Genomic DNA, 12271 nt, shown 5'->3' with positions numbered 1-12271 from the left:
CTTTGCCAGTAAGCTGCGGCACGAACTACACCGGATTAGCCAGAGGACACCGTTGCAAGCGCGGGACGCACACGCCAATGTTTTTTTCGTAGGGCTCATGGGGGCAGGAAAAACCACTGTGGGTCGGGCGGTTGCGCGCCGTCTCGAGCGCCCGTTCTTCGATTCCGACCATGAAATCGAGGCGCGCACGGGCGCGCGCATTCCCGTGATCTTCGAGCTCGAGGGCGAAGCGGGCTTTCGCGATCGCGAAGCGAACGTGATCTCCGAGCTGACCGGGCGCGACAATATCGTGCTCGCGACCGGCGGCGGTGCAGTCCTGCGGCCGGAAAACCGCGAAGCGTTGAAAAGCCGTGGCCTCGTGATCTATCTGCGCGCCAATCCGCATGACCTGTGGCTGCGCACGCGGCGCGACAAGAATCGCCCGCTGCTGCAAACGGAAGACCCCAAGGCGCGACTCGAAGCGCTCTATGAAGTGCGCGACCCGCTGTACCGCGAATGCGCGCACTTCGTGATCGAAACCGGCCGGCCCTCGGTCAACGGACTCGTCAACATGGTTCTGATGCAGCTCGAGATGGCCGGCGTCGCCAAACATCCTGCGTCATAATGGACCGTATGATTACCGTCAACGTCGAACTGGGCGAGCGCGCCTACCCCATCCATATCGGTGCCGGCCTGATCGGCCAGACCGCGCTGTTCGCGCCGCATATCGCCGGCAACTCGGTCACGATCGTCACCAATAGCACCGTCGATCCGCTCTACGGCGACAAGCTGCGCGCAGCGCTTGCGCCGCTGAACAAGCAGGTGTCCACGGTGGTTTTGCCGGACGGCGAAGCACACAAGAATCTGCAGACGCTGAACCTGATCTTCGACGCGCTGCTCGGCTCGCGCGCCGACCGCAAGACCACGCTGATCGCGCTCGGTGGCGGTGTGATCGGCGACATGACCGGGTTTGCCGCCGCCTGCTACATGCGCGGCGTGCCTTTCATCCAGGTGCCGACCACGTTGCTGTCGCAGGTGGATTCGTCGGTCGGCGGCAAGACCGGTATCAATCATCCGCTGGGCAAGAATATGATCGGCGCGTTCTACCAGCCTCGGGCGGTGATCGCTGACATCGGCGCATTGCGTACGTTGCCCGAACGCGAACTCGCGGCGGGCATCGCCGAGGTCATCAAGACCGGCGCAATCGCCGACGCCGGATTCTTCAGCTGGATCGAGGCCAATATCGAGGCTTTGAACCGCTGCGAACCGGAGGCGTTGACCGAGGCAGTCAAACGCTCGTGCGAGATCAAGGCGTCGGTGGTGGCGCAGGACGAGCGCGAAACTGGTCTGCGCGCGATCCTCAACTTCGGTCACACGTTCGGCCACGCGATCGAAGCCGGACTCGGCTATGGCGAGTGGCTGCACGGCGAGGCGGTCGGCTGCGGAATGGTGATGGCGGCGGATCTGTCGGTGAGGCTCGGCCATCTCGATGAAGCGTCGCGCAAGCGGCTCGTCGACGTCGTGCTTGCCGCGCATCTGCCCACGCGTGCTCCCGCGCTCGGCGCGGATCGTTACGTCGAGCTAATGCAGATCGACAAGAAGGCGGAAGCCGGCGCGATCAAGTTCATTCTGCTGAAGCGTTTCGGTGAGACACTGATCACCCGCGCGCCCGACGCCGACGTGCATGCGACGCTGGCCGCCGCCGTCTAGATTCAACACGGCCCTGCAGCCACGCTTCACGCACCCGCGTCACGAGGCGCCGCCCATGTTTCGGAGGACCCGGTGACTGACAGGCGCAGCGACGATATCCAGCATGACACGACGAGCGCGCGCCCAGGCGCCGGGAACGGCGTCATCGCCGCCACGGTCAGCACCGCGGATGCCGCTGCCGCGGTTGCCACACCCGCCGTTGCCACACCCGCCGTCCCCGCGCCGACCCAGCAGGCGCTCGAAGCGCATCTCGCGCCGTACGCGGCGCATTCGAGCCAGTCGCGTGGGCGTCGCTATGCGGAAACCGCGCCGAGCGCGCGTACCGAGTTTCAGCGCGACCGCGACCGCATCGTCCACTCGACCGCATTCCGGCGGCTCGAATACAAGACTCAGGTATTCGTCAACCACGAGGGCGACCTGTTTCGCACGCGCCTCACCCATAGCCTCGAAGTTGCGCAGATCGCGCGCTCGGTTGCGCGCAATCTGCGCGTCAATGAAGATCTCGTCGAAGCGATTTCGCTGGCGCACGATCTCGGCCATACGCCGTTCGGCCATGCCGGCCAGGATGCGTTGAACGAATGCATGCGCGAGCATGGCGGCTTCGAGCACAACCTGCAGAGCCTCACGGTCGTCGACGAACTTGAAGAGCACTACGGAGCGTTCAATGGGTTGAACCTGTGCTTCGAGACGCGCGAGGGCATTCTCAAGCACTGCTCACGCGACAACGCGCGCCGGCTCGGGACATTGGGCGAGCGCTTTCTCGAAGGGCGGCAACCGTCGCTCGAAGCGCAGATCGCCAACCTCGCCGACGAAATCGCGTACAACAATCACGACGTCGACGACGGGCTGCGCTCCGGTCTGCTGTCGCTCGAGCAGCTCGCCGAAGTGGAACTCTGGCAGACGCACTGCGAGGCGGCGCGCGGCGACTATCCGCAGATCGAGGGGCGTCGGCTGATTCACGAGACGGTGCGGCGCGTGATCAATACGCTGATCGTCGATCTGATCGAAACGACGCGGGCCAATCTCGCGCGCTACGCGCCGGCGTCACTCGACGACGTGCGCGCGGCGCCCCCGCTCGTCGCGCACAGTGATGCGATTGCCGCGCAGGCCGCGGCGCTCAAGCGCTTCCTGTTCAGAAACATGTACCGTCACTATCGCGTGATGCGCATGGCCAACAAGGCACGCCGCGTCGTGGTCGGCCTGTTCGACGCGTTCACCGACGACCCGCGGCTGCTGCCGCCGGACTATCAGTCGGCCGATGCGACGCGTCAGCCGCGTTTGATCGCGCATTACATCGCGGGGATGACCGATCGTTACGCGCTGAAGGAGTATCGGCGGCTGTTCGTGATCGACGATAACTAGCCGCTGGCGGCTGGACGCGGCAAGGGGCGTAACGTTCAGCGTTGCCGCATCGAAGCGGCCGTCGCGCCCCCTTGCCAGCACCGTCAAACCGCGCAAGCCAGCTTCATCGCGAACGGGACGCGAACAGCGCCCCCGCCACCAGCGCAAGCCCGCCGACGATCGCAATCGTCTGCCACGGATTTTCACGCACGTAGTGATCGGCGTCCGAGATCGCCACGCCCGCACGATCGCGCATCGCGTCGCGCGTGTCGTTCAGCCGCTCGCGCGCGGCGTCCAACTGTTTGCGCAGCCTGCCGCGCAAGGCCACGGCGTCGGCCTGCGTGCCGTCGGCCAAGGTCGATTCGAGTTCCGACAGCAGGGTGCGCAACTCGACCGCGATATCTTCGGCCGCGTGGCGGCTGTGGCGAGCGATGCGCCGCGCGCGGCGACTCGCGCTGGTCCAGGATTCGCCGAGGGCGTCTCGCGTATTTGGAAGTGCTGTCATGGTCGCTCCGTCGATGAGTTGAAAGGCCCCGCGCATCGTCGCGCGGACACGCAATGCGCAGACGCAGTATCACGTCGTCGCATAGGAAACGCCATCTAAACGCAACTTCGATGCCAAGCGCTGCATTGCCGGCACCGCTGCACGCGTGCGGCTCGCGACAGGATGGGGCGTGCCCGTATCGTCGCCGGATTTTGCACATGGACGCGCCGAATTCGCGTCAAATTTACAAACGCTGATGCCGGATGACGCTGCCATCCCGATGCAACAGAGACGCCAAATGCAAACGCCGTGATCGGTTCGATGACGGCGTTCCCCAGGTCGCGAAAATTCGACTACCCTAATTCAAGCTACCCGCTCTAGCGAAGCGTTAGAAACGGTAACCGACGTTGACGTAAGTGACGATCGGGTTCAGCTTGATCTTGGTTTGCGATTGCACGGTCAGCGTGCCGACCGGCGTGGCCGATGCCGAAGTGAGCTTTGCGGTCGTGCTGAGCGGCAGGTACGAGATCGACACGCCGGCGAACCAATGCTGATTGAAGGCGTACGTGAAGCCCGCATTAAACACAGGTTCCCACGAACTATCCGTCGACACACTGGTCGGACCATGCAGAACGTTGGCTTCGAATGCGCTGTTGGAAATGTGTTCGTCGGTGAACCAGATGCGGCTCACACCGAGACCGAGATACGGGCGGAACGAAGCAGTCGGCGCGTTGAAGTAGTACTTGAACAGCAGCGTCGGGCTCCACTGTTTGGCCTGCCCGAGCTTGCCGAACTGCGCGAAGCTGCCCGTGCCGAACAGATCGAAAGTAGGGGGGACGCCAATGACGAATTCGGTTGCGATATGGTCGGTGACGAAGTAGCCGGCGGTGAAACCGATGGTATCGGCCGAACTCAGCGAGGCGCCGGTGTTGGCTTCGGTGATGTTGGTTGGGCTACCGCCAATGCTGGTCACGGTCAGTGGGTCGCTGCTCGATTGGGGCGCAAGATGGAACCAGCCCGTCGAGAAGTAAATGGTGCCGGCCGATTGTGCGTGCGCTGCCGTGCTCATGCCGGCTAGCACTGCCATCCCCGTTACGGCCTGTTTTAATTTCATATGTGCTCCTCCAAAAAAGGCCCGCTCATTATGACTACAACGTTTGAAACAAACCATACGCGGCGGTTAGAGTTTTCTCCCTAAGCACCACGTGGTTTCTGGCTTGGCCGCATGACGCCGAACCTTGCGCCCATGCGGCTCTTCGGACCTTCGGGTATATACCAACGCGACTATTGGACACTCCAGCATGGCACGGCTTGCACGTCTTTATGTCCCCGACCAGCCGCAGCACGTCATCCTCCGCGGGCTCGACCAGCAGCCCGCCTTCGTCGACGACCAGGACTACGAGCTTTTCATCGACTGTCTGAAGGCGGCCTCCCGGGACCATCACCTTTCGATCCACGCTTACGCCTTGATGCCGGGCGCCGTGCAACTGCTCGTCACGCCCACCGAGGAGTCGAGCCTGCCCAAGGCGATGCAGGCCGTCGGGCGGCGCTATGTCGCGCACTTCAACCGGCGTTATGCGCGTCGCGGCACCTTGTGGGAAGGCCGTTACCGGGCCACCGTGATCGAGGGTGAGCGCTACTTCCTGCTTGCGAGCCGGGTCGTGGAAATGTGTCCGGTGCGCTTGCAGCTGGTCAACGCGGCCGAGGATTATCGCTGGTCGAGCTACCGTCATCACATCGGCCTCACCCTCGACAGTCTGATCACGGATCACCCCCTTTACTGGTCGCTCGGCAATACGCCGTTCGAGCGACAGCGTGCTTATCGCGAACTGTGCGAGCAGCCGCTCGACGAGCGCGAGGCAAGCCAGCTCCAGCAAGCCACGTTGAAGGGCTGGGTGCTCGGCAGCGACACGTACCGCGAATGGGCGGCGCGCGCCGCCAACCGACGTGTGTCACCCCTACCGCGTGGCCGGCCACGCAAGGTGCGCGAGACGCCGCATACGCAGTGAGGCGGCGGCAGGCGATACCCCGGGGGCGCCGATAGAGCCGCTTTAAATCTGATTAAAGTGTTTTGCATCAAGGGACTGCATGAAGACGGCATGTCGTATGCCGTTTTCTTTTGCCTCAAATAGATGTGGCACCAATAAAAAATAACTGCACTGCACCAATTTGATAATCGGGGGCTGATCAGTAGGTTTTATTTGCTATTTCCTTGATTCGTCGCGTATATTCCGATTTCCGACGCTTTTCGTCCCGCGCAGTCTTGCTGCGAGAAGAGCGCCGTCGTGGTCGCGAAGCGCACTGCGGCAAAAGCACAATGGTTTAACGGCCTGTCCGGCCTCCTCACAGACGGTGTCCCCATGAACGATCACCAGCAACCGATTCACCCGGTTCCCGCCGCCCAAGGTCTGTACGACCCGCAAAACGAGCATGATGCCTGCGGCGTCGGCTTCGTCGCCCATATCAAGGGCCACAAGAGTCACGAAATCATCCAGCAGGGCCTGAAGATTCTCGAGAACCTCGATCACCGGGGCGCCGTCGGCGCCGATCCGCTGATGGGCGACGGCGCGGGCATCCTGATCCAGATTCCGGACGGCTTCTATCGCGAAGAGATGGCCCGGCAGGGCGTGACGCTGCCGCCGGCTGGCGAATACGGCGTCGGCATGATTTTCCTGCCGAAGGAGCACGCGTCGCGCATCGCCTGCGAACAGGAGCTCGAGCGCACGGTGAAGGCCGAGGGTCAGGTCGTGCTCGGCTGGCGCGACGTGCCGGTCGACCACGCCATGCCGATCTCGCCGACCGTGAAGGCGAGCGAGCCGCTGATCCGCCAGATCTTTATCGGCCGCGGCAAGGACATCATGGTGACCGACGCGCTCGAGCGGAAGCTGTACATCATCCGCAAGACCGCGAGCCATCGCATCCAGGCGCTGAAGCTCAAGCACGGCAAGGAATACTTCGTGCCGTCGATGTCGGCGCGCACGGTCGTCTACAAGGGTCTGCTGCTGGCGGGCCAGGTCGGCGTGTACTACCGCGACCTGCAGGACGACCGCACCATCTCGGCGCTCGCACTCGTGCACCAGCGCTTCTCGACCAACACGTTCCCGGCGTGGGAACTGGCTCACCCGTACCGCATGATCGCCCACAACGGCGAAATCAACACGGTGAAGGGCAACGTCAACTGGCTGAACGCGCGTACCGGCGCGATCGCCTCGCACGTACTCGGCGACGATCTGCCGAAGCTGTGGCCGCTGATCTATCCGGGCCAATCGGATACGGCATCGTTCGACAACTGTCTCGAACTGCTGGTGATGGCCGGCTACCCGCTCGTCCACGCGATGATGATGATGATTCCGGAAGCCTGGGAACAGCACACGCTGATGGACGAAAATCGCCGCGCGTTCTACGAATACCACGCCGCCATGATGGAGCCGTGGGACGGCCCCGCCGCCATCGCGTTCACCGACGGCCGCCAGATCGGCGCGACGCTCGACCGTAACGGTCTGCGCCCGGCGCGCTACATCGTCACCGACGACGACCTCGTCATCATGGCGTCGGAAGCCGGCACGTTGCCTATTTCCGAGTCGAAAATCGTCAAGAAGTGGCGTCTGCAGCCGGGCAAGATGTTCCTGATCGACATGGAGCACGGCCGCATCATCGACGACAAGGAACTGAAGGACAACCTCGCGAACGCCAAGCCGTACAAGAGCTGGATCGACGCCGTGCGCATCAAGCTCGACGAGATCGAGGCGAAGGCCGAAGACGTCGTGACGGAACGCCGCGAAGCTGCTGCGCTGCTGGATCGCCAGCAGGCGTTCGGCTACACCCAGGAAGACCTGAAGTTCCTGATGGCGCCGATGGCGCAAGCGGGCGAGGAAGCCGTCGGCTCGATGGGCAACGACTCGCCGCTCGCGGTCATGTCCAACAAGAACAAGACGCTCTATCACTACTTCAAGCAGCTGTTCGCGCAGGTCACGAACCCGCCGATCGACCCGATCCGTGAAAACATGGTGATGTCGCTCGTGTCGTTCATCGGCCCGAAGCCGAACCTGCTCGACACGAACAATATCAACCCGCCGATGCGTCTCGAAGTGTCGCAGCCGGTGCTCGACTTCAAGGACATCGCGAAGATCCGCGCGATCGATCAGTACACGGGCGGCAAGTTCAGCTCGTACGAACTGAACATCTGCTATCCGGTCGCCTGGGGCAAGGAAGGCATCGAGGCACGCCTTGCGTCGCTGTGCGCGGAAGCCGTCGATGCGGTCAAGTCCGGCTACAACATGCTGATCGTGTCGGACCGCAAGACCGACCGCGACAACGTCGCGATTCCGGCGCTGCTCGCTACGGCCGCGATCCACACGCACCTCGTGCAGCAGGGTCTGCGCACGAGTACGGGTCTCGTCGTCGAAACCGGTTCGGCGCGTGAAACGCACCACTTCGCGCTGCTCGCGGGCTATGGCGCGGAAGCCGTGCACCCGTACCTCGCGATGGAAACGCTGAGCCAGCTCGCGGCCGGCCTGAAGGGCGACCTGTCGGCGGAGAAGGCGGTCTACAACTTCACGAAGGCAGTCGGCAAGGGCCTGCAGAAGGTCATGTCGAAGATGGGTATTTCGACCTACATGTCGTACACCGGCGCGCAGATTTTCGAAGCGGTCGGTCTCGCCGCAGATCTGGTGTCGAAGTACTTCCACGGCACGTCGTCGAAAGTCGGCGGCATTGGTCTGTTCGACGTCGCGGAAGAAGCGATCCGACTGCATCGCGAAGCATTCGGCGACAACCCGGTCCTCGCGAACATGCTCGACGCGGGCGGCGAGTACGCGTACCGCGTGCGCGGCGAAGAACACATGTGGACGCCGGATGCGATCGCCAAGCTGCAGCACTCGGCGCGCAGCAACTCGTACCAGACGTACAAGGAATACGCGCATCTGATCAACGATCAGACCAAGCGCCACATGACCTTCCGCGGCCTGTTCGAATTCAAGCTCGATCCGACCAAGGCGATCCCGCTCGACGAAGTCGAACCGGCGAAGGAAATCGTCAAGCGTTTCGCGACCGGCGCAATGTCGATGGGCTCGATCAGCACCGAAGCGCACGCCACGCTCGCCGTCGCGATGAACCGCATCGGCGGCAAGTCGAACACCGGTGAAGGCGGTGAAGACGCGAACCGTTATCGCAACGAACTGCGCGGCATTCCGATCAAGAACGGCGACACGATGAAGTCCGTGATCGGCGACGAAGTGGTCGTCGACATTCCGTTGAAGGAAGGCGATTCGCTGCGCTCGCGCATCAAGCAGGTCGCGTCGGGCCGCTTCGGCGTGACGGCGGAGTACCTCGCGTCGGCCGACCAGATCCAGATCAAGATGGCGCAGGGCGCGAAGCCGGGCGAAGGCGGTCAGCTGCCGGGTCACAAGGTGTCGGACTACATCGGCAAGCTGCGGTACTCGGTGCCGGGCGTCGGCCTGATTTCGCCGCCGCCGCACCACGACATCTACTCGATCGAAGATCTGGCGCAGCTGATTCACGATCTGAAGAACGTGAACGCGTCGTCGAGCATCTCGGTGAAGCTCGTGTCGGAGTCGGGCGTCGGTACGGTTGCCGCGGGTGTCGCGAAGGCGAAGGCCGACCACGTCGTGATCGCCGGTCATGACGGCGGCACGGGGGCATCGCCGCTGTCGTCGATCAAGCATGCGGGCACGCCGTGGGAACTGGGTCTCGCCGAAACGCAGCAGACGCTGGTGCTGAACCGGCTGCGCGGCCGTATCCGCGTGCAGGCCGACGGTCAGATGAAGACCGGCCGCGACGTCGTGATCGGCGCGCTGCTCGGCGCTGACGAGTTCGGCTTCGCGACGGCGCCGCTCGTCGTCGAAGGCTGCATCATGATGCGCAAGTGCCATCTGAACACGTGCCCGGTCGGCGTCGCGACGCAAGATCCGGTGCTGCGCGCGAAGTTCCAGGGCCAGCCGGAACACGTCGTGAACTTCTTCTTCTTCATTGCGGAAGAGGCGCGCGAAATCATGGCGCAACTCGGTATCCGCAAGTTCGACGACCTGATCGGTCGCGCGGAACTGCTCGACACGAAGAAGGGTATCGAGCACTGGAAGGCGAAAGGCCTCGACTTCTCGCGTGTGTTCTACCAGCCGCAAGTGCCTGCGGAAGTCGCGCGCAAGCACGTCGACGTGCAGGATCACGGCCTCGACCGCGCGCTCGACCACACGCTGATCGAGAAGGCGAAGGCCGCGATCGAGAAAGGCGAGCACGTGTCGTTCATCCAGCCGGTGCGCAACGTGAACCGCACGGTCGGCGCGATGCTGTCGGGCACGATCGCGAAGAAGTACGGCCACGAAGGACTCGCGGACGACGCGATCCACATCCAGTTGAAGGGCACCGCGGGTCAGAGCTTCGGCGCGTTCCTCGCGAAGGGCATCACGCTGGATCTGGTCGGCGACGGCAACGACTACGTGGGCAAGGGCCTGTCGGGCGGCCGCATCATCATCCGTCCGACCAACGATTTCCGCGGCAAGTCGGAAGAGAACATCATCTGCGGCAACACGGTGATGTACGGCGCGATCGAAGGCGAAGCCTTCTTCCGCGGCGTGGCCGGCGAGCGATTCTGCGTGCGTAACTCGGGCGCGACGGCGGTCGTCGAAGGCACGGGCGACCACGGTTGCGAATACATGACGGGCGGCACGGTCGTCGTGCTCGGCGAGACGGGCCGTAACTTCGCGGCCGGTATGTCGGGCGGCATCGCGTACGTGTTCGATCCGGACGGCATGTTCGCGAGCAAGTGCAACAAGTCGATGGTCGCGCTCGAACCGGTGCTGCAACAGGCCGAACAGGAGCGCACGGTCGATCAGGGCGTGTGGCATCGCGGCACGACCGACGAAGCGCTGCTCAAGGGGCTCATCGAGCGTCACTTCCAGTTCACGGGCTCTCCGCGCGCGAAGGCGCTGCTCGAAAACTGGGACGCGGCACGCCGTCAGTTCGTGAAGGTGTTCCCGACCGAATACAAGCGCGCGCTCGGCGAACTCGCCGCGAAGAAGGCGAACAGCGAAGTGCTCGCCGCCTGAGCTGCCTTCACGGAAGTCAACTTTAGACGTACCCGCCGCGTTCCGACCAATCGACGCGCGGCGGGTCCAGATTACCCCTAGATACAGATAGAGAAGAGAACCACATGGGCAAGGCAACCGGTTTTCTCGAGTTCGAACGTCGCCACGAGACGTACGAGGCTCCGCTCACGCGTGTGAAGCACTACAAGGAATTCGTCGCGGCACTGACCGACGACGAAGCGAAGATTCAAGGCGCGCGTTGCATGGACTGCGGCATTCCGTTCTGCAACAGCGGCTGCCCGGTCAACAACATCATCCCGGACTTCAACGACCTGGTGTTCCGTCAGGACTGGAAGAACGCGATCGAAGTGCTGCATTCGACCAACAACTTCCCCGAGTTCACGGGCCGCATCTGCCCGGCACCGTGCGAAGCTGCGTGCACGCTCGGCATCAACGACGACCCGGTCGGCATCAAGTCGATCGAGCACGCGATCATCGACAAAGCCTGGACCGAAGGCTGGGTCGCGCCGCAAACGCCGAAGCACAAGACCGGCAAGAAGGTCGCCGTGGTCGGCTCGGGCCCCGCGGGTCTCGCGGCCGCGCAGCAGCTCGCGCGCGCCGGTCATGACGTGACCGTGTTCGAGAAGAACGACCGGATCGGCGGCCTGCTGCGTTATGGCATCCCCGACTTCAAACTGGAGAAGTGGCAGATCGACCGCCGCATGCGCCAGATGGAAGGCGAAGGCGTGACGTTCCGCACCAACGTGTTCATCGGCAAGCCGGACTCGCTGCCGGCGCACATCGGCAACACGGCGAAGGAAACCATCACGCCGGCCGAACTGAACGAACAGTTCGACGCGGTCGTGATCGCCGGTGGTTCCGAAACGCCGCGCGATCTGCCGGTGCCGGGCCGCGAGCTCGAAGGCGTGTATTACGCGATGGAATTCCTGCCGCAGCAGAACAAGGTCAACGCCGGCGACAAAGTGCCGAACCAGCTCGTCGCGAAGGGCAAGCACGTCGTCGTGATCGGCGGCGGCGATACCGGTTCCGACTGCGTGGGCACGTCGAACCGTCACGGCGCGAAGAGCGTCACGCAGTTCGAACTGCTGCCGCAGCCGCCGGAAGAAGAGAACAAGCCGCTCGTATGGCCGTACTGGCCGATCAAGCTGCGCACGTCGTCGTCGCATGAGGAAGGCTGCGAGCGCGACTGGGCGGTCGCGACCAAGCGTCTCGAAGGCAAGAACGGCAAGGTCGAGAAGCTGATCGCCGCGCGCGTCGAATGGAAGGACGGCAAAATGGTCGAAGTGCCGAACTCCGAATTCGAAATGAAGGCCGACCTCGTGCTGCTCGCGATGGGCTTCACGCAGCCGGTGTCGCCGGTGCTCGAAGCGTTCGGCGTCGACAAGGATGCGCGCGGCAACGTGCGCGCCACGACCGAGGGCGACAAGGCGTACTACACGTCGGTGAACAAGGTGTTCACGGCAGGCGACATGCGCCGTGGCCAGTCGCTCGTGGTGTGGGCGATTCGCGAAGGCCGTCAGTGCGCACGTTCGGTCGATGCGTTCCTGATGGGGCATTCGGAACTGCCGCGTTAAGCGTCTTCAGCCGGTGTACGTGCCTGGCGTTCCAGGCCGCGCGCGCCGGCCACGATTTGCAGGAAGACGTGGAGACGACAAGGCGCCCCATGAAGGGCACCTGTAGCGGGAAAGCAATG

The 12271-nt window shown here is 63.5% G+C and carries 8 protein-coding genes; 6 read left to right on the top strand and 2 right to left on the bottom strand.

All coding sequences use genetic code 11. From position 1 onward, the window contains the following. Positions 1-52 precede the first annotated feature (52 nt). The 3 genes from F6X40_RS18630 (at position 53) to F6X40_RS18620 (ending at position 3051) form a co-directional block, all read left to right on the top strand. Positions 53-604 (top strand): shikimate kinase, encoded by a 552-nt coding sequence (locus tag F6X40_RS18630; RefSeq protein WP_184070656.1) that lies wholly within the window; start codon positions 53-55, stop codon positions 602-604. Further along, positions 604-1689 (top strand): 3-dehydroquinate synthase, encoded by a 1086-nt coding sequence (gene aroB, locus F6X40_RS18625; protein WP_187628814.1) that lies wholly within the window; start codon positions 604-606, stop codon positions 1687-1689. The genes F6X40_RS18630 and aroB overlap by 1 nt, the downstream gene beginning before the upstream one ends. A 144-nt stretch (positions 1690-1833) precedes the next feature. Then, a complete protein-coding gene (locus F6X40_RS18620) occupies positions 1834-3051 on the top strand; it encodes a deoxyguanosinetriphosphate triphosphohydrolase (protein ID WP_187628830.1) in 1218 nt (405 codons plus the stop codon). A 103-nt stretch (positions 3052-3154) separates the two neighbouring features. On the opposite strand, the gene F6X40_RS18615 is transcribed toward F6X40_RS18620, so the two are convergent. Continuing rightward, positions 3155-3535 (bottom strand): YqjD family protein, encoded by a 381-nt coding sequence (locus tag F6X40_RS18615; RefSeq protein ID WP_184070650.1) that lies wholly within the window; start codon positions 3533-3535, stop codon positions 3155-3157. Positions 3536-3902: 367 nt separating this feature from the next. After that, a complete protein-coding gene (locus F6X40_RS18610; RefSeq protein WP_187628813.1) occupies positions 3903-4628 on the bottom strand; it encodes an OmpW/AlkL family protein in 726 nt (241 codons plus the stop codon). A gap of 187 nt (positions 4629-4815) precedes the next feature. On the opposite strand from F6X40_RS18610, the gene F6X40_RS18605 reads away from it, so the two are divergent. From F6X40_RS18605 to F6X40_RS18595, 3 genes are all read left to right on the top strand, one after another. Further along, a complete protein-coding gene (locus F6X40_RS18605; protein ID WP_013090727.1) occupies positions 4816-5523 on the top strand; it encodes a transposase in 708 nt (235 codons plus the stop codon). Between the two features lie 351 nt (positions 5524-5874). Further along, complete coding sequence (locus F6X40_RS18600; protein ID WP_187628812.1) at positions 5875-10578, top strand: glutamate synthase-related protein; 4704 nt, start codon at positions 5875-5877, stop codon at positions 10576-10578. Positions 10579-10682: 104 nt separating this feature from the next. Continuing rightward, positions 10683-12152 carry a glutamate synthase subunit beta gene (locus F6X40_RS18595; protein WP_184035664.1) on the top strand — a complete coding sequence of 490 codons (1470 nt, stop codon included), beginning with the start codon at positions 10683-10685 and terminating at the stop codon, positions 12150-12152. The last annotated feature ends 119 nt before the right edge of the window (positions 12153-12271 follow it).

Source organism: Paraburkholderia sp. UCT31 (genome assembly GCF_014397655.1).
Taxonomy (GTDB): Bacteria; Pseudomonadota; Gammaproteobacteria; order Burkholderiales; family Burkholderiaceae; genus Paraburkholderia; species Paraburkholderia tuberum.
Note: the sequence above shows the minus strand (reverse complement) of the source record. Positions and strands in the feature narration are given on the sequence as shown.

Excerpts from the sequence above, each read along its gene's own strand:
- aroB (WP_187628814.1), top strand. The coding sequence starts at position 604 with ATGGACCGTATGATTACCGTCAACGTCGAACTGGGCGAGCGCGCCTAC.
- F6X40_RS18615 (WP_184070650.1), bottom strand. The coding sequence starts at position 3,535 with ATGACAGCACTTCCAAATACGCGAGACGCCCTCGGCGAATCCTGGACC.
- F6X40_RS18610 (WP_187628813.1), bottom strand. The coding sequence starts at position 4,628 with ATGAAATTAAAACAGGCCGTAACGGGGATGGCAGTGCTAGCCGGCATG.
- F6X40_RS18605 (WP_013090727.1), top strand. The coding sequence starts at position 4,816 with ATGGCACGGCTTGCACGTCTTTATGTCCCCGACCAGCCGCAGCACGTC.
- F6X40_RS18600 (WP_187628812.1), top strand. The coding sequence starts at position 5,875 with ATGAACGATCACCAGCAACCGATTCACCCGGTTCCCGCCGCCCAAGGT.
- F6X40_RS18595 (WP_184035664.1), top strand. The coding sequence starts at position 10,683 with ATGGGCAAGGCAACCGGTTTTCTCGAGTTCGAACGTCGCCACGAGACG.